At 42.4% G+C, this 22,498-nt stretch carries 21 protein-coding genes, 2 tRNA genes and 1 riboswitch; of the genes, 9 read left to right on the plus strand and 14 right to left on the minus strand.

Going from position 1 to position 22,498, the window contains the following annotated elements; all coding sequences use genetic code 11:
* Positions 1-75 precede the first annotated feature (75 nt).
* The 3 genes from E2R65_RS03605 to E2R65_RS03615 form a co-directional block, all read right to left on the minus strand.
* Positions 76-146: transfer RNA gene (locus tag E2R65_RS03605), tRNA-Gln, on the minus strand.
* A gap of 84 nt (positions 147-230) precedes the next feature.
* Complete coding sequence (locus E2R65_RS03610) at positions 231-1,196, minus strand: DUF3667 domain-containing protein (RefSeq protein ID WP_134335099.1); 966 nt, start codon at positions 1,194-1,196, stop codon at positions 231-233.
* Positions 1,197-1,303: 107 nt separating this feature from the next.
* The gene (locus tag E2R65_RS03615) at positions 1,304-3,433 is read right to left on the minus strand and encodes a DUF5916 domain-containing protein (protein WP_134335100.1); all 2,130 of its coding nucleotides are present in this window, start codon (positions 3,431-3,433) and stop codon (positions 1,304-1,306) included.
* 296 nt (positions 3,434-3,729) lie between these two features.
* Between E2R65_RS03615 and E2R65_RS03620 the strand changes: the two genes are divergently transcribed.
* Complete coding sequence (locus tag E2R65_RS03620) at positions 3,730-4,380, plus strand: class I SAM-dependent methyltransferase (protein WP_134335101.1); 651 nt, start codon at positions 3,730-3,732, stop codon at positions 4,378-4,380.
* 11 nt (positions 4,381-4,391) lie between these two features.
* Here the strand turns inward: E2R65_RS03620 and E2R65_RS03625 are convergent, their stop codons facing one another.
* From E2R65_RS03625 to E2R65_RS03640, 5 genes are all read right to left on the minus strand, one after another.
* Positions 4,392-5,090, minus strand: coding sequence for a hypothetical protein (locus E2R65_RS03625; RefSeq protein ID WP_134335102.1), 699 nt, complete (start codon positions 5,088-5,090; stop codon positions 4,392-4,394).
* A gap of 166 nt (positions 5,091-5,256) precedes the next feature.
* The gene (locus E2R65_RS03630; protein ID WP_134335103.1) at positions 5,257-6,186 is read right to left on the minus strand and encodes a DUF5996 family protein; all 930 of its coding nucleotides are present in this window, start codon (positions 6,184-6,186) and stop codon (positions 5,257-5,259) included.
* A gap of 281 nt (positions 6,187-6,467) precedes the next feature.
* Positions 6,468-6,538, minus strand: a tRNA-Cys gene (locus tag E2R65_RS19575).
* A 15-nt stretch (positions 6,539-6,553) separates the two neighbouring features.
* Positions 6,554-7,189, minus strand: a complete 636-nt coding sequence (locus E2R65_RS03635; RefSeq protein WP_134335104.1) for a peroxiredoxin — start codon at positions 7,187-7,189, stop codon at positions 6,554-6,556.
* Positions 7,190-7,331: 142 nt separating this feature from the next.
* Positions 7,332-7,441: riboswitch (SAM riboswitch) on the minus strand.
* 228 nt (positions 7,442-7,669) lie between these two features.
* Complete coding sequence (locus tag E2R65_RS03640) at positions 7,670-8,743, minus strand: cellulase family glycosylhydrolase (RefSeq protein WP_134335105.1); 1,074 nt, start codon at positions 8,741-8,743, stop codon at positions 7,670-7,672.
* Between the two features lie 606 nt (positions 8,744-9,349).
* Here E2R65_RS03640 and E2R65_RS03645 point away from each other — a divergent pair.
* Both E2R65_RS03645 and E2R65_RS03650 read left to right on the plus strand, forming a co-directional pair.
* Positions 9,350-10,831, plus strand: coding sequence for a PAS domain-containing sensor histidine kinase (locus tag E2R65_RS03645; RefSeq protein WP_134335106.1), 1,482 nt, complete (start codon positions 9,350-9,352; stop codon positions 10,829-10,831).
* 13 nt (positions 10,832-10,844) lie between these two features.
* Positions 10,845-11,279: a response regulator transcription factor gene (locus E2R65_RS03650; protein ID WP_134335107.1), complete on the plus strand. Its 435-nt coding sequence runs from the start codon at positions 10,845-10,847 to the stop codon at positions 11,277-11,279.
* A 111-nt stretch (positions 11,280-11,390) separates the two neighbouring features.
* Here the strand turns inward: E2R65_RS03650 and E2R65_RS03655 are convergent, their stop codons facing one another.
* The 3 genes from E2R65_RS03655 to E2R65_RS03665 all read right to left on the minus strand — a co-directional run bounded on the left by E2R65_RS03655 (position 11,391) and on the right by E2R65_RS03665 (position 14,620).
* Positions 11,391-12,371 (minus strand): type I phosphomannose isomerase catalytic subunit, encoded by a 981-nt coding sequence (locus tag E2R65_RS03655; RefSeq protein ID WP_134335108.1) that lies wholly within the window; start codon positions 12,369-12,371, stop codon positions 11,391-11,393.
* Between the two features lie 155 nt (positions 12,372-12,526).
* Positions 12,527-13,306: a hypothetical protein gene (locus E2R65_RS03660; protein ID WP_134335109.1), complete on the minus strand. Its 780-nt coding sequence runs from the start codon at positions 13,304-13,306 to the stop codon at positions 12,527-12,529.
* A gap of 84 nt (positions 13,307-13,390) precedes the next feature.
* Complete coding sequence (locus tag E2R65_RS03665) at positions 13,391-14,620, minus strand: NADP-dependent isocitrate dehydrogenase (RefSeq protein WP_134335110.1); 1,230 nt, start codon at positions 14,618-14,620, stop codon at positions 13,391-13,393.
* 253 nt (positions 14,621-14,873) lie between these two features.
* On the opposite strand from E2R65_RS03665, the gene E2R65_RS03670 reads away from it, so the two are divergent.
* The 3 genes from E2R65_RS03670 (at position 14,874) to E2R65_RS03680 (ending at position 18,131) form a co-directional block, all read left to right on the plus strand.
* Entirely contained in the window at positions 14,874-15,587 is a 714-nt protein-coding gene (locus E2R65_RS03670; protein WP_134335111.1) for a hypothetical protein, read from the plus strand.
* A 60-nt stretch (positions 15,588-15,647) separates the two neighbouring features.
* Positions 15,648-16,070 carry a hypothetical protein gene (locus tag E2R65_RS03675; RefSeq protein WP_134335112.1) on the plus strand — a complete coding sequence of 141 codons (423 nt, stop codon included), beginning with the start codon at positions 15,648-15,650 and terminating at the stop codon, positions 16,068-16,070.
* Positions 16,071-16,235: 165 nt separating this feature from the next.
* Positions 16,236-18,131: a tetratricopeptide repeat-containing sensor histidine kinase gene (locus E2R65_RS03680; RefSeq protein WP_134335113.1), complete on the plus strand. Its 1,896-nt coding sequence runs from the start codon at positions 16,236-16,238 to the stop codon at positions 18,129-18,131.
* Here the strand turns inward: E2R65_RS03680 and E2R65_RS03685 are convergent.
* From E2R65_RS03685 to E2R65_RS03700, 3 genes are all read right to left on the minus strand, one after another.
* Positions 18,128-19,960 carry a DNA polymerase III subunit gamma/tau gene (locus E2R65_RS03685; protein ID WP_134335114.1) on the minus strand — a complete coding sequence of 611 codons (1,833 nt, stop codon included), beginning with the start codon at positions 19,958-19,960 and terminating at the stop codon, positions 18,128-18,130. The genes E2R65_RS03680 and E2R65_RS03685 overlap by 4 nt on opposite strands.
* Before the next feature lie 401 nt (positions 19,961-20,361).
* Entirely contained in the window at positions 20,362-20,601 is a 240-nt protein-coding gene (locus E2R65_RS03695; RefSeq protein ID WP_134335116.1) for a hypothetical protein, read from the minus strand.
* 45 nt (positions 20,602-20,646) lie between these two features.
* A complete protein-coding gene (locus E2R65_RS03700; RefSeq protein WP_134335117.1) occupies positions 20,647-21,261 on the minus strand; it encodes a hypothetical protein in 615 nt (204 codons plus the stop codon).
* A 121-nt stretch (positions 21,262-21,382) separates the two neighbouring features.
* Here E2R65_RS03700 and rpsF point away from each other — a divergent pair, with 121 nt between their 5' ends.
* The 3 genes from rpsF to rplI are packed head-to-tail and all read left to right on the plus strand — an operon-like array spanning position 21,383 to position 22,472.
* The gene (gene rpsF / locus E2R65_RS03705; protein WP_134335118.1) at positions 21,383-21,748 is read left to right on the plus strand and encodes a 30S ribosomal protein S6; all 366 of its coding nucleotides are present in this window, start codon (positions 21,383-21,385) and stop codon (positions 21,746-21,748) included.
* Positions 21,748-22,011: a 30S ribosomal protein S18 gene (gene rpsR, locus E2R65_RS03710; protein WP_067054791.1), complete on the plus strand. Its 264-nt coding sequence runs from the start codon at positions 21,748-21,750 to the stop codon at positions 22,009-22,011. Before rpsF ends, rpsR begins: the two co-directional genes overlap by 1 nt.
* 17 nt (positions 22,012-22,028) lie before the next feature.
* The gene (gene rplI / locus E2R65_RS03715) at positions 22,029-22,472 is read left to right on the plus strand and encodes a 50S ribosomal protein L9 (RefSeq protein WP_134335119.1); all 444 of its coding nucleotides are present in this window, start codon (positions 22,029-22,031) and stop codon (positions 22,470-22,472) included.
* Positions 22,473-22,498: the final 26 nt, after the last annotated feature.

The following is a 22,498-nucleotide window of genomic DNA, read 5'->3' on the forward strand; positions in this document are numbered from 1 at the left end:
AATTTCACGTTGGTTACCAACCTCAAAAATTAAAAAGGGGGCAAACGAGAATCTTTCTCACTTGCCCCTTAAAGGTTTTCCTGAATGGATTCGAACCACTACTAACAGAGTCAGAGTCTGGTGTGCTACCGTTACACTACAGGAAAAAATATCGGTATCAATATGCTGCAAAAGTAAAACTTTGATGGATTACTGCAAGGATAGATTTTTTAATTTTACAGTAAAAAGGCTTAGTGCATCAGCCAAAGTGTTAGCAATATCAACAGCTTTTTATAAAAGCCAAACGTTAAGAAGAAAAATATCTGTGCTATAAAATAGGTTTTAACCAAGGTAACCGCTTTTATTTCTTCCGGAAATAACCGCCTGAAGGCTATGAAAAGATATGGGATCCATAGCAGCATATTCACAAACAAAAAAGGATCTGAAAACAGGAACTGACTTACAGGCGCTATAGGTGTTTCAAAAAACAAGTAGGTAAATGGCCGCCAAATTGGTATTTTAAATTTATAAATAAATAAGGATGATACCGAGTACGTAATTAATTGATAAGCTAAAAAATGGGCGGCAAAAATAAGCGAAAAAGAAAAATATTTAAATTTGCGAACATTAAATAAGTACACAATCCCGCCAAAAAGCGGCACAAGCAGCAATAAAAACGATTTTGAATAGATCCGGCTGTTTATCAAAAAATGATCTTCTAATTCTTGCGGAGATAAATGAGTTTTCTCAAATTTTTCGTCGGTTACTTTTCCAATATATTGTACTACAGCAGTATCTACCGGGGCAAGTTTTTTTAATAAGGGATAATCGCTCAAGTGGTTGTAATGCTCGTCGCCAAGTCCGGGGGTGTAATCGGTAGTTGGGGCAAAATGCAAAATTATAAAGAACAAAACGTTGGCCAGTAAAAACAACTGCACCGGCTTGGCATATTTCACCCTTGCGCCGCGCATATTCTCATGAGTTAAAAAACCGGGTTTGGCAAACAGGTATTTTAACGACCGCAAAAACTTACCGTCCAAGTGGGTAAACATATCCAGCGTATGCGCCAGGAATTTTTTAATGGTGAAGTCGGATTCGTGAAAGGCCTTTTCGCCGCAATTGAAACAATATCTGCCGTTAAAAGCCGTATTGCACGACGGGCAATGATGCTCCGTTTTTGTAACAGGATGTTGGGGTTTGGTGTGGTGCTTCTGCATCTACAACAAATATAAATTTTAGCCGCTGAATTTATTACCCGGAATGCAGGTTTACACAAAAATAATATTGAGCCGTAATTGGATAGTTTTTTCAGATTGGTTAAGTACTATATATTCCACCAATACGTCCACTTGATGGTTAGCTGGCGGTTTTTAACCGTGAATGGCGATGGGATTGAGTTATCGCCATAAACAATGAACAGATCTGACGCGGGCTTGTAACGCCATTGAAACCTGCTGTTGATATTCATGTTTTTAGCCTGCTCGTTATACTGCACAAATGTGGTAAAGTAAAGGGTATTGGTAAAGGTAACATCTGCCCGCGGGCCAATCAGCCAAAACTTATTATGGCCGTAAGGTGCAGGCAGGTGCAGATCATTAAAAGAGGTATTCAGTATCAAATTCACATAGGGCTGAAAGCGATAGCCCACCTGCCCTATCAGCGTGGTTTTGGCGCCGTTATCATAGTATCCGCCCCGGGCAGCCTCTACCAGGTAAGTAAATACGCTTTGCGGTTTGGATGCATATTGTATGTCGATAGTGTTCCAATGATTAGTGAACCCGGTTGCCAGCATGGGCTTACCGGTGTTGGTAGGATCGAACGGGCGCAGCAATTTTACATAATCATCCAGTCCTGATACGGTAAACGTACTGCGGTTACGAAAGGTGATGAGGTAACTCAGGATCGTTTCATTATCGGTAGAGCGGAAACTTTCATCAAAGAAATAGATCCCGCTGGCCTGCACGCCGTGCGATAATATCGCGCCGCTTTTAGGGAAAAAATTGTGTTGTATCAGCGGGTTCAACTTGTTGTAGCCGGTACGCGGCACATATCCTGCTTCGGCGTTGTAATTTTGCCCTACGTATTGCTGCTGCAGGCTAAAGGTCCAGTATTTACTCAGGTATTGCAGGTTGGCGGCAGTCACAAAATCGCGCCCCTTTACGCCGGGTGTAAATGATTTTAGCCCAAGCAGTTTACCCGTCCACAGGTTGTTTGATGTGGCCAGGTTAAACTCGGCGCCTACGTTTCGGTTATAATCGTTAGCTGTGCTGCCAGGCATAGGCGCGCCACCCGTGCCATCTTTATTCACAAAGATAAAACCAATGTTGGAGCGCGATAACACCCGCCTTTGCAGGGTAACTATGCCAAAGTTTTGCCCGGGTAAGTTTGCAGATGTGGATTGCCCCGTTTGAATATCCATAACGCCTACGCGCCAGTTCCTGTCTATTTTGCCGGTAAGCCTTGCCCCTGCACGGATAGGTGCATTTAACCCAATTCTGCGCGAAAAGAACGGGCGTACATCAGCATAACCAAAATTACCAAACAGGTCGCCGTTCTCTAAAAAGAACTGCCTTTTTTCGGGGAAGAATAACTCGTACCTGTTCAGGTTGATCACCTGCTGATCTACATCCACCTGCGAAAAATCCGGGTTAACGGTCAGGTCCAGGTTTAATGACGAGGTTAAACCCACTTTAACATCACCACCAATTTCCTTACGGTAAACGGCATCTTTTTTATGCTCAAAATCTTTAGTGATGCCACCCAGCACATACGGAATGATAGAAATATTGCGCGTTGCTACAGGAGGCGCTTCATCCCATATAATAGTACCTGTATAAGCTAATGCCGCTGTAGGGAACTGCCTGGGTACCGGCGCCCAGCTGGATTTTTCGGTTGTTTTAAGGTCGTTACGGCTAAAATTAATACCCCACTCCTTGATACCTTTTTTATAGCGGATACTTTTAAAGGGGATAGCCGCCTCAAATACCCACTTATCATTATAATTTTTTACTGCCGAATACCATTTGTTGTCCCAGCTCAGGTCAACTTTGCCGCCCTCGTACATGGTGCCATCCCATTGTGCGCCTGCCGCATTGGCGCCAAAGCTAAAGCCATCTGTACGCGCATCAAACGGATCCATAAAAAAGATAAAGTTATCGTTCTTCTGGAACCCAAAATCCCGTTTAAGCGACTCTACCATGTAGCCCGGCGTAGGCATATAACATTCTGCCGAGATGTAAAAGTTATCGTTATCATACGCCATCCGCACCACGGTGCGCAGCTTGGCAAAGCTGGTATCCATCGGTAAAACCATAAAGAATTTACCTGCGGTATCGGCGCTTTGCCAATCGGCCTCATCCAGCAATCCGTCAATTTTTAAGGGAGATGCCGCTCGCCTGATGTGGTACTGGTAACCGGCATTCTTTTTTTGGGCAGATACAACATTACTAAGCATGCAACAGCAAAGCAGCAGTAAAATGACGTTTAATTAGGCAATTGGTACGGTACTTAGATTTGTGAGATAATACCATCACTAATGTGTTAGTGATACACAATAATAAAAATATTATGCGATAAACTAATCAGGATACGATTGATTATACACGTACTTATATAATTGTTACATTGCATAAAAAGCCTCTGTACGTCCCTCTCCAAAGGAGTAGAGAAAAGTTTTTAAAGTCCTCTCTTTTAGAGCGGACTTAGGTGGGGCTTTGGTGAGTAAAATAAACAACGCATAAAAATTAAACCGTGAACAATTTACAGCAGCAATTTGGCAACATAGATATTTACCTTTTCGACCAGCTGTTGAAAGGCCGCTTTGATGCTTGTAAAAAAGTACTTGATGCAGGCTGTGGCGGTGGGCGCAACCTGGTATATTTTCTGCAAAATGGCTTTGACGTTTATGCTGCCGACCCTAACCCGGAGGCTATAGCTTACGTAAAGGAAGTGGCCGCAGCACTCGCGCCAAAGCTTCCTCTTAAAAACTTTGTGGCAGCCCCTGCAGAAGCTATGCCCTTTGCAGATAATTATTTCGACCTGGTGATTTGTAACGCCGTTTTACATTTTGCAAACGATAGTAACCATTTCGACGCTATGCTGCGCGGTATGTGGGCCAAACTAAAGCCCGGAGGTTACTTTTTTGCCCGCCTGGCATCAGATACAGGTATGGAGGATAAAGTTGTACCTTTAGGTAACAGCCGCTACGCCTTACCCGACGGCTCTGAACGCTTTTTAGTAAATGAGCAAATATTGCTGGAATATACACATCAATTAGGAGGCGAGCTTTTTGAGCCTGTTAAAACAACCAATGTGCAGGGCTTACGGTGTATGACCACCTGGTGTGTACAGAAATTAGCGGCGCACAAAACGCCACCAACAGAGCCCGGCTTTTCTTTATGATATTTATAAGATCAATATTCCTCTACTACAAGGTTACCAAAAATATCTTTTTTATATGTGGCAATGGTCCTTCCTGATTCATCCTCTACAACTGTATTGCCAAAAATATCTTTTTTGTAAACCCGCTTTTTTCCCTGGGCGTCGGTTTCTGTGTAATTCCCAAAAATGTCTTTCTTAATGGTCAATACAGTTGTTCCATGTTCATCCTTTACGTTTGTATCGCCAAAAATATTTTTTTCAAAAACCCTTTTTCTACCGTCGCCATATTCTTCCACATCGTTTCCAAAAATATCCTTGGTACGAGTAGCTATCGTTCTTCCATTTTCATCTTCCACTACAAAACGGCCAAAAATGTCTTTTTTGTACACCTTTTTTCTTCCTGGGGCATCTGTTACAATATCACTCCCAAAAATGTCCTTTTTAATTGTAGCTACGGTAGATCCATGCTCATCCTTTATAATGGTATCGCCAAAATTATCTTTTTCATAGATCCTTTTTTTTCCGTCGCCGTATTCTTCAACATCGTTTCCAAAAATATCTTTGGTAAGGGTCATGATATATCTACCACTTTCATCCTCTACCACCATGTTACCCCAAACATCCTTTCTATAGATCTTTATAGATCCGCGGCTATCTTCCTGAATTAAATTACCGGAGCTGTCTTTTGAATAAGTTACGTTTTGTGCGTGAGCTAAATAAGTCGCAGACATTATTATAGCCACAAGTAAGGTTTTTTTAGAGAATAGGTTTAGCAGTCGCATTTTTTAAGGCTGGTTTTTGCCTTTTTGACATCCACACCTCCTTATGGTTTACTGCCCCTTAAATTATTTATTAAAAGTATAAGATTTTAATGTGTTTAACTTTAAATGCAACTCCTTAATTCTTCAAACCTTGCAAGTCACACTTCAGATTTTTATCCCAATCGGCGGTGTTGGCAGCGGCATCATAAGTGCTTTGTAAGAACTGGCCTAACATTTCTTCGGGGTTGGCGGCTTGCTGTACTACTTCATACATCAGGAAAAATTCGCCCATCTCGTTGCTGTAAAAAGCTTCGGGCGGGCTAACCTGCTGCTTGCCGTAAGCATCCGGGGTTGGATAGCAATAAGCGTAAAAAGCAGGCTGCGGGAATGCCTCGCTGCCCAGCCAAAACCCGCATGAACTTACCTCGTGCGAATAGGCTTCCTGCATTACATCATCGGGCATGTTGGGTGCGCCGCCGGGGTGCAGGGGGGCAGTACGGCCGCTAAAACGGGTAACCGCCAGATCAAACGCGCCCCAGAAGAAGTGTACAGGGCTGCTTTTACCCAAAAACCCCGACCGGAAGCCGGTAAATACATTATGAATTTTAACAAGTGCCTGCCAGATAGCATGCATGGCTTCGCCATTATAAATACAAGGCGCAGTATTCTTGGCAAAAGGTATGGCTACTTCCAATTCGTTGGGTACGGCGTAAATCTCTACCGCTACACCGGCTTGTTGCAGGTTAGCCATTAACTCGTTATAAAATTCGGCTATGGTTTCGGCACCTAAGCCGGATGTTATTTTTTGCCCTGTACTGGTAGTAATGTGCAACTGGTGGTTTATAAAATCCAGATCTATCTGAAAAACGCCGCCATCATATGGGATGCTGCCTGTTGTTAAACCGGTGGCGCTCACATATAGCGTAACCTGCCAGGAGTGGTTTATCCAGGGCATTTTTTTTAGGCGCACCTTGCCGATCATCTGTGTCCATTGATGGACGGTGGCAATGGTATCTTTTAGGTAATGGAAATCAAGTTTGGGCCAGTTGTGGGTAGTGTTGCTCATATATCGTAAATATATAAGTGAGAAATGAGATTGTTGAGGCACTGATCATATCTCTCTCTGATTTTACTCACCCCGACTACGCTCGTTAGTCGATCTGCTTCGCAAAGATGGTGGGAAAAACCTCAATTATCCATCTCCTCCGGAAAGGCCTGATATGCTACCTTCTTTCCGCTTGTGGAGAAAGGGTGGTCTTGCGTAGCGATGACCGGGTGAGTCATACAAAAAGGCGATGGGCTCCTCAGCCCACCGCCATCAGTTATTAGTCAGTCAGTATAGTTAGGACGTCGCGGGTAGATTCGAACTACCGTTTAAGGTTTTGCAGACCCTCACCTATCCTCTCGGCCACGCGACTCTGTAATTCAGCCCCCTATTTATTGGGCTGTGGCGTTGTTCTTAAATAAGGCTTAACCTCTGTAAACCCTTTGGGGAACTTAGCCGGGATATCCTCTGTTTTGATGGATGGCAGCACTACCACATCTTCACCATCTTTCCAATCGGCCGGGGTGGCTACGCTGTGGTAGGCCGTAAGTTGTAAGCTATCTATCACCCTTAAAATCTCCTGGAAGTTTCTGCCTGTTGATGCCGGGTAGCTAATGATCAGTTTTATCTTTTTATCTGGCCCGATGATAAACAGCGACCGCACGGTTGCCGTTAATGATGCATTGGGGTGGATCATATCATAAGCCTGAGAGATCTCGCGGCTCTCGTCGCCGATGATAGGGAAAGTAACTTCCACATGCTGTGTTTCGTTGATATCGCTGATCCAACCTTTGTGCGATTCTGCGCTATCCGTACTTAAAGCTATAACCTTAACGTTACGCTTCTCAAACTCATCTTTCAGGGAAGCGGTTTTGCCCAGCTCGGTGGTGCAAACCGGCGTATAATCTGCCGGGTGAGAGAATAATACCCCCCAGCTATCGCCCAGGTATTCGTAAAGATCAATTTCGCCCTGTGATGTCTGGGCCTTAAAATTCGGGGCATCGTCGCCAAGTCGTAAGCTCATATTTTTATATATTTATAAATCTGCTGTTAATTCCATAGCATTAGCCACGGTTTACAAAATTATTTTTATAATAACATCCATAAAGCTGAGGGATATAAGCAGAAATATGCAGGGTGCTGTTTTAGCAGCATACATTTAAATCAGCTTATCTGTCTTTGCCTAATTGCAAAGCAGGAATTAGCACCTTTTACCAAAGCGGTACAGGTTGCTAAGACATCATAGGGCCCTTCCCTCTGTCTTTCTGGATAAGTATCTTTAAAGAACAATTAACATTACAAATATAGGCATTAATACTATAATTCCTATAGACTATATAAACTATTTCAGTAAAATAACTTAAATGCCTGAAATACAGTTATAAAATAATATCCGGGGTAACAGATCAGTGCGATCAATGAATTTAAAATCCGCTAAACACTAATCCCTCCCTGCAACCCGGGTTACTATAATATATTTAAAAAGCTTACAGCCTGCATGCCCTTACTTAGTCTTTTCATTCAATTTCTTAATCAGCTCCACTTCTTCGGGTTTATAAGGTGTACCATCCTTCCGGAAAATATCATGGAACCATTCTTTAGGTTCGCTGCCATCGGGCATGGGGTTATCCCAGGCATATACGGTGTTAGTTTTGCCCATTACCAGCCCCCAGTTTATTGCACCAACATGTTGTTTTTTAAGCATCGGCATAATATTACCAAATTTGCTACCACGGGTGCGGGCCATGTATTCGGTACAAATTAAAGGCTTGCCGTGCGTTTTTAGGAGTTGTATGGTTTTTAAGTGCGATGCCTCGTCGGTATAATCATGATAGGTAACAATATCTGAATTCAGGGCCTGATAAGTATTCAACGTTTCAAAGCTCCAGTCCCACAGCCCGGCAGATACCGGCTGATCCGGATTTACAAGGCGCGCCCAGGCAAATACCTTGCGCAGCAAACCCATCGATGCCTCTTTTTTATTAGAGTTGCCGGGCTCGTTATACAGATCCCAAAGCAGGATGCGTTTATCGTGCTTAAAGCTGGCCATTACATCGGTTACGTAAGCCTGCAGCATGGCGGTTTGGCCGGGGTTGTTTAAGCGGTTGCCGGGGTCTTGCAGCCAGCCCGAATTATGCACCCCCACTTTTGGCGCAGGCTGTTTACCGGTATTGGCACCGGCATTCCAGCAATCATCAAAAAATACAAATATGGTTTTAATGCCGTGTTTGCCGGCAATGGCCAGATACTGGTTCACCCGATTTTTAAACCCGGCTTTATCCTGCTGCCAGGCCAGGCTGTACAAAAAAACGCGCATGGTGTTAAACCCAATGCTTTCGGCGTAGCCCAGTTCGCGGTTGATGGTTGTAGGGTCAAACGTGCCGGCCTGCCACATCTCTAACTGGTTTATGGCGCTGCTGGGGATAAAATCGGCACCGCTCATCCATTGATGTTGTGCATACCAGGCGTTTGCCTTGGCTGCAGGCCATACTTTACCGGCAGGCGCTTTTTGTGCAGATGCATTTACTGCCAGCAAAATAAACAGGGCTGCCAGCAAATTTAAGCCATACTTTTTCATAAAAATTTAAAATTGGTATAGCTAAGGTAGTAATTTGGGGCATGTTGCATTGTAACAAATTACCTGTTGGTATCAATTGCATATTGTAAAGTTTTAATTAAATAGCCGTGGATGAGTGCAATACCGGCCATATATGGTATATGCTTATTAAAATATCTGGAATATATAGGGATCTTTTATAAAAACAGCTATGCAAAACAAATATTATAAAAGAATTTTATCCGCCACATATTATCTGGAAGGATAATTCGTTATCTGCAAGTGTAATTGATACAATAACACTGGTGTTTTTGCAAATTAGTTTCGTTTAGCTTTATATACAACACGTAAGTATGATCATATATTCATTTGATTGATTTTCAATAACCTCTGCTGTAAAATTAACGTATAAGCCTGTGTAGATGCTTAAAAGTGTTAGTTTTCATAACTATATAGCTTAATAAAAACAGACCTAAAGTTATTGCATCCTTTACATATAAAATAAGCATAATATTGCTTATCAATATTTGCTACAACAAAGGGTTGTAAATAAACAAAAAGTGCATGTTTGGCATGTATTTTATAATACCCAGTGATTAATTGAATAGATAGTGATTAAAGTGCAATATGAGTTTTTCTGAGAGTAACACGTTTTCTGCCGAAAGCATGGCTCATATTGCGCGTATTATCAATGATATTAACGCAGGCGTATGGGAGTATAATACCGATACCAAACAGGTAAAATGGTCGGTAGGGTTATACGCTGCTTTAGGCTACGCCCCCGGCGAGATAGAATGCTCTTACAATTACTTTTTTGACCACCTGCTTTACTATCATGATAAGCCGGCCTTTTTAAAAACCACCTACCACCCGCGGCATGGCGGCTCGCCGGTTGCACACATCAGGCTGCTTACCAAACAAAATGGCTACCAGTGGTTTGAAAACACCACCAAACGGCACGAAACCAGCGACGGCCCCATCATACATGGTGTGCTGACCAATATCAACGCATTAAAAATGCTTGAAGTGGAGCTTGCCGAAAGCAACTTTAACCTGGCAGAAACAGGCCGTATTGCAAAATTGGGCAGCTGGGAAATTGATATTGCTACCATGGGCCTCAAGTGCTCTAAAGAAATGATGGAGATTTTTGAGCTGACCGAGGATGTAAAAATGACCATGGAAGATTCTATCAGTTATTTTGAGCCCCAGTACCGCCTGCTGCTAACCAATATTGTAAACGATGCTATCCGGTATTGCAAGCCATACGATGTTGAAGTGCAGTTTAAAACAGCCAAAAACAACGTAATATGGGTGCGCTGCAAAGGGATGCCGGTATTAAACGATTATGGTAAGTGCGTAAAGCTGAGAGGAATTTTTCAGGATATAGACAGCATTAAAAAAAAGGGCATCAACATGCAATCGTCTATCAACTTGTTAGACGACCAGAACAAGCGGCTGCAAAACTTTGCTTACATCGTATCGCATAACCTGCGGTCGCACAGCGGTAATTTAAAGTTTATGGTTAATTTGTTCGAAGAATCAAGGCAGGAGGAAGATCGGGCAGAGATATTTTCGCATATTAAAACCATCAGCGAAAGCTTAAGCGCTACCATGGGCCACCTGGACGAGATCGTAAAGATACAATCAGAAATTACCCGCGAGCGTAAGGCAGTTGATTTTGAAACCATGTTCAACAACGTGGCATCGGCCCTGCAAACAAATATTACAGCTACCAATGCTCATATCAGCACTAATTTTACTGATTGCAGGCAGATTGACTACATACCGGCTTACATGGAAAGCATTTTTCAGAACCTGCTTACCAATGCTTTAAAATATAAACACCCAGACAGGGAACCGGTTATTAATATCACTACCCAAAAAACTGGGACAGACGTTTACCTGCTGTTTGAAGATAACGGCGTAGGTATTGATATGGCCCGCTACGGCGACCAGCTTTTTGGCATGTATAAAACTTTTCACCGAAACTCCGACTCGAAAGGGATTGGCCTGTTTATTACCCGTAACCAGGTAGAAGCACTGGGCGGAAACATACAAGTGGAGAGCGCCGTAAATGTTGGCACAAAATTTACTATTAAATTGGTGTAAACCAATACCATAAATGAATACCGAAAAAAAAATTGTGACCGCAGGGATTGTTGATGATGATGAAATTTTTACTTACGGTTTTAAAAAATTAATCATAAATAAAGCCCTGTTTGACGAAATACTAACTTTTGCAAACGGCAAAGAAGCCATCGACTTTTTAAAGGCGCCCGAAAACGTACATCATTTACCCGATGTTTTGTTTGTTGATATTAACATGCCCGTTATGGACGGATGGGAATTTAATAAGGCTTTTGAGGAAATTAAATCTCAACTGGGCAAAAATATCATCTTGTACAACATCAGTTCGTCAATTGATCTGGATGATATTAAACGTGCCAAAGGTAACCCCCTTATTGCCGATTATATTTTAAAACCCATTGACGAGGCTTATCTTGCCGGGATAGCACAAAGCCTGCAAAACCCAACGGATTTAAAGCGATACAATTAACCGCTGGCTATTAACTATTACCAAAATATTAATTAAAAAACACCGGCTTGCTAAACAGGCCGGTGTTTTTTAATATTGATGATTGCTAAAATCAAGCGATCAAATTACCCGCTATGCTATATAACTTTCCAGGATCTTGAAGCCGACGGTTGTTTTCAGTTCCACCTTGTCTATCGTTTTTGGCAGCAGGATACACTCGCCCATTTTAACCGGGTATGCCAAATCGTTATGCTTAATGGTGAATTCGCCTTCAATACATACATATATCACAAACGAATCGAGGTTAGCATAATCCTTATCCACACCGTGGGTATAATCTAACACGTTGGTGGTAAAGTACGGGCAGGTTACCAGGTGTACATCTTCATTCTTTTTGGGGGTGTACAAAGTTTTATATTCCGGGTAATGCTTATAATCTATAGCGGCTAAGGCCTCCTGGGTGTGCAGCTCGCGTTTTTGGCCTTTATCATCTACACGGTCAAAATCGTAAATGCGGTAGGTTATATCTGATGTTTGCTGAATTTCTGCGATCAACAGGCCTTTACCAATGGTATGCACACGGCCTGCGGGTAAAAAGAACACGTCGCCCGCCTTTACATCCTCCCTGTTCAGGATATCCATAATGTGGCCGCTATTTAAAGCATCCACATACTCCTGCTCGGTCATCTCGCGGTTAAACCCGGCTATCAGGCTACTGCCCGGGTCGGCCTCTATCACATACCACATCTCGGTTTTACCGAAAGAATTATGGCGTTTTTTAGCCAGTTCATCATTAGGGTGTACCTGTACGCTCAGGTCGTCATTCGCATCAATAAACTTTACCAGCAGCGGGAAAATGTTGCCAAAGTGTTGGTAAACCTTCTCTCCTACCAGCTCTCCTTTAAATTGCTCCAGCAGATCAGCTAACGACTGCCCCTGCAACTCGCCGCCCGCTACAACAGATACATCAGATTTTACGCCCGAGATCTCCCAAGTTTCGCCGCAATTTGGCAGATCGCCGATGGGCTTGTGCAAATAGGTTTCAATTTTATGGCCTCCCCATATTTTATCTTTAAATATGGTTTTAAATTTTAATGGATATAATGATGACATGGTAGTATGTTCTTGTTTGAGGGGCTAAGTTAGGGATTTTGAATAAGCTTAGAAGCGCTTAATTAATTATAGTATCATAAATTAGCTCTTAAAAGGTTAGTATAAAGGTTAAATAAGATGTGTTAACGCCCTTCAATTAGCATCACTAATATTTTCTACTTAACGTCGTATATCAACAATGTTATTGTATAATTTTTTTTTGCCTTCTCATCGTAGTCATGATCTGTCGGAGCTTCCGGAGTTGAAAAGTATCCAGGCCCTTTAAAAGCTAACGTAACGTACTCATTTGTAACCTTAGCAACGGTGTACATGCCATTGTCACGAGACAACGGGATAACTATGGGCGATGATATAAATTTTGGTAAATTATCCCCATCAATTGTCTTCAAATTCTTAAAAGAAAATTTATCTAATTTGTCCATATTTGTTTGGACAGTTAACTTATCAACTATATAAAATTCCTTTATAACAATATTTTTAGACTGCAAATCTTTAATTTTTTGATTTAATAAATCTAAATCGCTTTGGCTGCGTTTTAATTTCCCAATATCTGTTTTAAACTCGGTAATCCTTTCATTCGTTGTAGACACTTTTTTGTTCAGTGCATTTGCTGATATTTCTGTGCCACTAATATTTTTAGATACTGAATCTACTCTGCTTTTAACCGAATCTACTTGCGCACTTAAGGTTAGTTTTAAATTTGCTTTAACATCATTTAAGGTACTGTACCCAATAAATGCTACTACCGCAACGACAATGCTACCAACCGCCACAAGAAATTCATATTTGTATTTTAACTCCCAATATTTAGCATCATTTAAGGACATCTCGATACGCAGGGGATATTGTCTGATTTTCCATGTCTGATAAGCATTCCAAATAAATGCAACCACAAGTATTGTTATAATTATATAAAGAAGTGTGACATGGTTCATGTATGTAAATATAATTAATTTACCTGCATGTACAAAAAAAGCCCGCTCTAATAGAGCGGGCTTTTAAATATTTTACCAGGTTAATTACTTACCCAATTTTGCTTTTAAATTTTCGTTGATCGCTTCTAAAAACTCTTCGGTGTACAGGTAATCGGTACCATGCTCTACCTTTGGTTTGATGGTGATGGCCAAATCTTTGGTCATTTTGCCGCTTTCAACCGTTTCGATACAAACCTGCTCTAAGGTTTTGCAAAAATCTACCAGCTCCTGGTTATTATCTAAAATACCACGGAACTCTAAACCACGGGTCCATGCAAAAATAGATGCAATGGGGTTGGTAGATGTAGGGCGGCCGGCCTGATGCTCGCGGTAGTGGCGGGTTACGGTACCGTGGGCAGCTTCTGCTTCCATCACCGTACCATCAGGGGTAACCAAAGTAGAGGTCATTAAACCTAAAGATCCAAAACCTTGTGCAACAGTATCGCTTTGTACGTCGCCATCGTAGTTTTTACAAGCCCAAACAAAGTTACCGTTCCATTTAAGGGCCGATGCAACCATGTCGTCAATTAAACGGTGCTCGTAAGTAATACCCGCTTCGGTAAACTTAGCTTTATAATCTGCCTGATAGATCTCTTCAAAAATATCTTTAAAACGGCCATCGTATTTTTTAAGGATGGTGTTTTTGGTAGACAGGTATAAAGGCCAGCCTTTCATCAGCGCCTGGTTAAAGCACGCATGCGCAAAACCTTTGATAGATTCATCAGTATTGTACATGGTTAAAGCCACGCCATCGCCTTTAAAGTTATACACTTCAAATGATTGCTCGGCGCCGCCGTCTTCCGGGGTAAAGGTTACGGTTAGTTTACCTTTGCCTTTGGTAACAAAATCTGTAGCGCGGTACTGGTCGCCAAATGCGTGGCGGCCAATGCAGATAGGGGCTGTCCAGTTGGGTACTAAACGCGGTACATTGCTCATTACAATCGGCTCGCGGAAAACCGTACCATCTAATATATTACGGATGGTGCCGTTTGGCGACCTCCACATTTGTTTCAATCCAAATTCTTCAACACGCTGCTCGTCAGGGGTGATGGTAGCACATTTAATACCTACACCATATTTTAAAATAGCGTTAGCGGCATCAACCGTAACCTGGTCATCAGTTTCATCACGATACTCTATACCTAAGTCATAATATTTTATATCCAGGTCAAGATAAGGGATGATCAGTTTATCTTTAATAAACTTCCAGATGATGCGGGTCATTTCATCACCGTCCAGTTCAACTACCGGGTTTTCTACTTTAATTTTTGACATACCTGATTTTTATTGTTTTTTATATTTAAATGGCTCCAAACTTACGTAAATTTTTTTTTCAAAATTTTACGCCGGCAACATTAGCAAAAATAATTTGCTAATGCATTAAATACCTGTTTAATAACCTGCAATTAACCCTGCTTGTTTAGCGTTATATACAATATAATTTACCCATTGCATTGCTTTTTAAAACTTAGGTGCTACTTTTATAAAAATTACACATTGCCCATTTAAGGCAACACTGCTTTTACATATGATTAAACTGCTTACTAAAACTGCTTTTTTCACGCTCTTACTATCAGTAACTACCTTAATATCAAAAGCACAGATAGGGTATGATTTTGCGCAGTATGATGCCGGTGTGGGCACTACCTTTAACCAGCTGTACGGCGATGCCGAAACGGTTAACACCAAGGCCGGTTTTTTTATAAATTTTACCCATAACCAAACGCCATTTGTAAACTATGTGGCCGAATTGCAAACCGGCACCCTGCAAGGCGGCGAAAAAACCTCCTTATCGGGCAGGTATTTTAAAAATAAATATACCGCATTGGTATTAAGGGGCCAGCTGCAGGCCGGCGAAATTGTTGATTATGAAAACAGTGGCCTGATGAATGTTTTAAAAAACCTGTACATATCTGCCGGTTTGGGGTATATCCTCAACAGCATTAAAGCGCCTGATGATATCAACAGATTATCAAATACCGACCCGCAGTTTATTACCGGCGGCTTAGATAAAAGCAACGAACTGTACATCCCGGCCCGCATCGGGTACGAGATCAAATTTTTTAACCAGTACAACCAGCCATCGTTTAAAATAGACCTGGCCTATAATTTTAATATGGACCTGAGCGATAATATGGATGGTTTTACAGCCGGTAAAAGCAAGGACAAAATGGTACAGTACTCTATAGGCCTTAAGTTTGCCCTGGGCGATATTATTTCTTACCGGAAATCTATCCAGTAATTATTGGTTACCTGTTGTTTTTTGGCAGGGTTTTTAATGTATGATAGCAAAACGATAACTATGATACCTGATAACCAAAACGAGGATTTTGTTACTGATCCGGAAGACAGGAACGCTCCGCTAAATGACGACAGCAACGAAACTGCCGACAGCGAAAATTTAAATTACGACGAGAACATCAATAGCTATGAGTATGATGTAAAGGGCGATAACCCGGATTATGACCACCCGGACCCTTACGACACTACCGTTAAAAACGGCGAAGATTTTAACTCTACCTATGACGAGGCTAACCCTTACGATACCAATGGCGAGTACGACGCCAACCGCTCGTTAGAAACGGATGCAGAAACTTTAGGAATGCATATAGACAGCGGTAAGATAGTTGAACTTAACCCGCGCGACGCCGCTTTGGCCCACACACCCGAAGACGACCGAGACGACCTGGATGAAGAAGGTTATCCTAAAAACGATACACCCTAAACAACGTAAATTATAAAAAAGGGGCTGTACCGTACAAGCGTGCAGCCCCTTTTTGTTTTTATCAGCCGGGTTTGAGTAAATAACAATTGATGTAATAAATATTTTACAATACCCGAACATATTTGCAGCCATAACGTAATAATACTGCCTATCAATATTACGTGCATGCCCGACAAAAAGTTCATCTTCATCTGTTTTCTGAATATCATTTTATGGTGGCTGCCCAATAATTGTTTTGCGCAACAAACAGAAACAGATAGCCTGAAGAGATTAATTACTCAGCGAAAATTAAACGACACTACCAAGGTTGACCTATATAATACGCTCGCTTACAGTTATTATGGCAGCAGCATTAAAGATCTGAACCTGTATGCCAAAAAAGCTTTTCTGCTTTCCCGCCAGTTAAAATATAAACGCGGCGAAGCTTATGCCTATAAAAACATTGGCTTAGGCTGCATGCTGGTAAACGGCGACCCGATGGCATTAAAATATTTCGAAACCTCACTTAAGCTGTTTCATCAACTGAATGACAAGGCAAACGAAGGCAGAGTTTTAAATAACATTGGCTACTATTACAACACTTTAAAAGATTATAACCAGTCTATCCTATATTATCAGCAGGCGCTCGAAAAAATTGCCGGCTTAGGTAAAACACATTTCGAATCTATTTTACAAGGCAACATCGGTAATAATTATGTAGGCTTAAAAAACTTTAAAAAAGCGCAGCAATATTACCTGGAAGAATTGCGGCTGGCCAAGATAACTATCGATGAAGATGTGCTGATTTTAAGTTACGCCAATCTTGCTTCGTTAGCGGTAATGCAGCAAAGCTATCAACAGGCAATAGCGTATATCAATAAATTGCAGGCCTATCAAAACAGCCCCGATTTTAATCAGCGCGAAAAAACCGAGCTATTGCTGCTGATGGGCCAGATACAATACGGGCTTAAAAACTATGATAAAGCCAGAAAGTTATACACCGCCGGATACGATTTAGCCAAAAAAACAGCCAGTATAGATCAGCTGTTAGATTATCGCTACAGCTTTTACCTGTTAGATTCGGCAATGGGCAATTACCGCGCGGCCTTGCAAAGCAGCGCTATTTATCATAAAATCAGCGATAGTATCACTAATGTAAACAGAAACCAGCTCATCGCCCTATTCCAAACCAGGTTTGAACTGGAAAAACGCAAACAAGAGAACCAGCACCTGCAGGACGCCGCCGCAATTGATAAGGCTACGATAAGCCGCCAGCGTACCAAACAATTGATACTGCTGGCCATCCTGATTATTATTGTGGCAGGCCTGTTCTACTTTAAAAAAACATACGATTACATCAACAAAAAAAACAAGATCATTAACCAGCAGAACATCGAACTGGAAAATGCCGGCCATGTAAAAGATAAGATCTTCTCGGTAGTATCGCATGATCTGAGGAGCCCCATCACTCAAATGGTAAATTTACTTGGCCTGTGGCAGCAGCAGGAGATGGACGAGCGCGAAATGAAGGCCCTTACCCCGGTAGTGATAAACAACATTCATAACACGCTGGAATTGCTGGATAATTTATTGATCTGGTCTAAAAACCAGCTGCAGGGCTTTCATTATGATCCTGTCCCTTTTCAGCTGGACCGGCTGGTGGAAGAAAATATCAGGAGCCTTTATGAAATGGCCAACAACAAAGGTTTAACCATCCAAAACAATGTAGCCAACGATGTAATGGTTAAGGCCGATGAGGACATGATCAAAATTGTATTACGCAACCTTATTTCAAACGCTATTAAGTTTACGCCACAGGGCGGCAACATTTATATAGACAGCTACATCCACGCAAACGAGCGCATTATATCTGTAGAGGATACCGGCATCGGCATTCAGGAAAAAGATCTGGGCAAGATATTTGCCTTTGCCTCGCATACCACCCTGGGCACCAATAAAGAACCGGGCACAGGTATCGGCCTAAAAATTTGTTACGATTTTATCCAGATGAACCACGGGCGCATGTGGGTAGATAGCAAGGCAAACGAAGGCAGCACCTTCTATATCAGTTTTGATGTTTAATCAAAATCAAGGTTAAATTTATTCTTCAGTTCGATAAGCTGCGGGTTTTTGGCCGCCAGGTACTGGAATTTTTCGAGCGCGGTATAGGGTTTGCGTATAGTGGTTTGTTCGTCTACCCGGGCAGTAACCTCGATGCCAAAATTTTTGAGGCTGCTGCGCAAATAATTATGCAGATGCGGGCGCTGGTCTCTAAACGCGGCTTCCTGCACCCTGGTTGATAATATTACCTCAAAAGATTCGGGGCCTAAAACCTTTGGGGTAACCCCTGTAAAAATGGTGTATAACCCGGCCGGTTTGCCTGCTGCCTTAAGCTGCCCGCCATAATTGGTCCACAGCTCTAAAAACCGATCTATGGTAAAAGCTTCCTTGTCGTTACCTTTTAAATAAGGGTCTTCTTCTTCCAGTGCGGACTCTTCTAATTTTTTGCCCAGATCTTTTAAGGATGGTATTTTTACCGATGTAGCTGCTGCATGCGCATTCGGGATAAACGGCTTCGGCTTTTCGGCAGGCTCGGCCTTTGGCACGGGGGCAGGCATCGCCATTGATGGCGTAGCCGATTGCGCACCAACCGGCGGCAGTTTGTTATAAGTTACCGGGTTATCCCTGGCTACGCTCATTTCATCTGCCTGTTTAACAGATGTATGGGCCTCCGTTACTGAGGTATCAGGTTTTTTTTTTACCTCTCCGTTAGGAGTGGTTACATTTTCGCTTACCGGCATACTCGCCATATTGAATACCGAGAGCAGGTTGCTCATTTTAAGCAGGGCGAGTTCTACCTGTAAACGCTGGTTTTTACTCAGCTTATAACTAATATCGCACTGGTTGGCAATATTCATGGCCGATAGCAGGAACGATACTGATGCCGCCTGCGATTGTTGCAGGTACCTGGCCTTAATGGTTTCGCTAACTTCCAGCAGTTTAATGGTTGCGGTATCCTTGCCTACCAGCAGGTTACGTAAATGTTCGGACAGGCCCGAGATAAAGTGAGCGCCGTCAAAACCCTTACCCAATATCTCGTCAAAAAGCAGCAGCGATTGTGCGCTGTCTTCGGCAAGCAGTTTATCGGTTATATTAAAATAATAGTCGTAATCAAGTATGTTCAGGTTATCAATAACCGAGCGGTAGGTAACATTCCCCCCGCTAAAGCTCACGATCTGGTCAAACATCGAAAGCGCATCGCGCAGGCCGCCATCAGCCTTTTGGGCGATGATATGCAGGCCGTCGTTCTCGTAAGTAATGCTTTCCTTTTGGGCGATGCTGACCAGGTGGCCGGCCATATCCTCTACCCGGATGCGGTTAAAATCAAAGATCTGGCAGCGCGACAGGATGGTAGGCAGTATCTTATGCTTCTCGGTAGTGGCCAGTATAAATATGGCGTAGTTAGGCGGTTCTTCCAGCGTTTTCAGGAAGGCGTTAAAGGCCGCCTGCGATAGCATGTGCACCTCATCAATAATATAAACCTTGTAACGGGCGGCCTGCGGCGGTATGCGCACCTGCTCTATCAGGCTGCGGATATCATCCACCGAGTTGTTTGATGCCGCATCCAGCTCGTGCACATTAAATGAATTACCGTTCATAAAAGCACGGCAGCTGTCGCACTCGCCGCAGGCTTCGCCATTTGGCTGTAAATTGGTGCAGTTGATGGTTTTTGCCAGGATACGCGCACAGGTGGTTTTACCCACCCCCCTGGGCCCGCAGAATAAAAATGCCTGCGCCAGCTGATTATTCTTAATAGCGTTTTTTAGCGTATTAGTGATATGCTGCTGGCCCACAACGGTTTCGAAGGTTGCCGGGCGGTATTTACGTGCCGAAACAATGAAATTATCCACAGGCACTAAGTTAGCAAGATTTTAAACAATGTTAAACAGCAGCTTTGCTAAAATTGTTAACATGCTCACAAGCAACAATTAATTAAATTTGTATTTTTGGTATAATGCAGCTGTCAGATATTGATCTTACTAAAGAATACACATATGCCGATTACGCTAATTGGGCAATTGAGGAGCGTTTGGAAATCATAAAAGGCAAGATTTTTATAATGAGCCCTGCCCCCGGCTCATTACACCAGCGCATTTCACAGCGGATAAGTAACCAACGGCAGCTTTGTACCCTCAAAATTACTTACCATAGGCGACGATGTAACCACGCCCGTGCTGCCCGGCTTTTTATTAAGCCTTGATGAACTATTTGCCGACAGGGTTTAGTTCAATACTTTTTTAATATTACTTAACTACTGCAGCTCTTCATCGGGCAAATGGTCGTCATCTTCCGGGTCGGGCTCGCCCAGGTCATCACCCGTACGGATCTCGCGCAGGTCTTCTTCAAACTCCATTTGGTCGTCAAAGTCTTCATCGTCCTCGTCGTTCCAATCGCCTTCCACGGGTTTTTCTTCGGCAGGCGGGGTCAAATTCAAATCGTCGGCAAAATCTTCGGCGTTATCCTGGTCGGGCTGGTGGCTGGCAAACTGCATAGTGTTATTGTTTTTATTAAACACAATTTAGCGGGTGCTTATGTTTTACAAAACATCTATTGCTGTAATTTCTTTAACCTTATAATACCCTTTGGCCGCAGGCAGGTAAACCTCTATCTCCTGCCAGGTAACTTTAAGCTTTTTATTCAACAAAGCTGTTGTTACACCCGCAAACTTATCAGAGCCTTTAAACTCCTGTAACCATAAAAAACTTTTCTGGCTGCCGGCGTTATCCGCAATCACTATATAATTAAAGCCTTTGTTGTCTATCCGTTTAAAAGTACCGGTGGTGCTTTCTGTTGCTACCCCCGCGTCCTCGCCTTTATCAGCCATTTTGAGGGCAAGCTGTATAAAGCCGTCGCACTTTTGCTTCATCAGGTTAGCGCCGATGTCTGATCCTATTTTATCCATAGCGGCATCGTCGGTCATCTCCACCCCGCGTTCGGCAGCTACATCGGGCAGGTACTCGGCTTGCCTGGTAAAGCAATCCATAAAGGCCTTGTTGGCTTCTTTTGAACTGGTAAGTTTTGCTTTATCCAGCTTGCTGATGCAATCGCATAAAGCACCGGTAAACTTCTGTTCGGCAGGGCCGGGTTTGGTTTGCGCACCGGCAACGTTAAAGCCGGCTGTAATCATCAGTAACAGTAAAAATTTTTTCATGCTTGTTTAGCTGTGGTTAATGCCCTCAAAATACAACTAATAACGCTTTGATTATAAATTATTTCTTTCTACATTTGCAGCCCCGATATACAGGGATAAATAATTAAAAATCAAAATAATAATGCAACAGTACGAAATCGTGATCGTTCTAACCCCGTTGTTATCTGATGAAACTGCTAAAGAGGCAATTGCCAAATACAGCAAAACATTAACAGATAACGGAGCCGAAATTGTCCAGGAGGATAATTGGGGTTTGAGAAAATTAGCGTACCCTATCCAAAAGAAAACTACAGGGTACTATCACTTAACTGAATTCAAGGCTCCGGGTGAATTAATTAACAAACTGGAAGTTGAATTAAGACGTGATGAGCGCGTTCTGCGTTTCTTAACTATTGCTTTGGATAAACATGCCATTGCTTACAACGACAAAAAACGCAGCGGTGCTTTTAACAAAAAGCCTGCAGCTAAAGTGGAGGAAAACAACTAATGGCAAACGACCAAATTAAATACGTTACCGCTCCTAAGGTGGAGGATAACCGTAAAAAATACTGCCGTTTTAAAAAGAATGGTATTAAGTATATCGATTACAAAGACGCTAACTTTTTATTAAAGTTTATTAACGACCAGGGTAAAGTATTACCACGCCGTTTAACAGGTACTTCATTGAAGTTTCAGCGTAAAGTGGCACAAGCTGTTAAGCGTGCACGCCACATCGGTTTATTACCTTATGTTACAGACTCATTAAAATAATCAGGAGGTAAAAAGCAATGGAAGTTATTTTAAAACAAGACGTAAAAAACCTCGGCGATAAAGACGATGTAGTGAATGTAAAGCCAGGTTATGGCCGCAACTTTCTTATCCCAAAAGGTTACGCAATATTAGCAACTGTAAGCGCACGCAAAGTTTTAGCAGAAAACTTAAAGCAAGCACAGTTTAAACAAGAAAAAATACGCAAAGATGCAGACGCTATTGCAGCTAAATTAGAAGGTGTTAAACTTACTATCGGCGCAAAAGCAGGCGAAAGCGGCAAGATCTTCGGTGCTATCAATACCATACAGGTAGCTGATGCCTTGAAAAAAGAAGGTTTTGAAGTTGACCGTCGCCGCATTACTTTTGATCAGGAGCCTAAATTTGTTGGTGATTACACCGCAATTGTGAACCTGCATAAAGAAGTTAAAGTTCAGGTTCCTTTCTCAGTTGTTGCTGAGTAATTGGAATTACGATTTTAGATCGCCGA

Origin of the sequence: Mucilaginibacter phyllosphaerae (assembly GCF_004378255.1) — a bacterium.
GTDB classification, from domain to species: Bacteria; Bacteroidota; Bacteroidia; order Sphingobacteriales; family Sphingobacteriaceae; genus Mucilaginibacter; species Mucilaginibacter phyllosphaerae.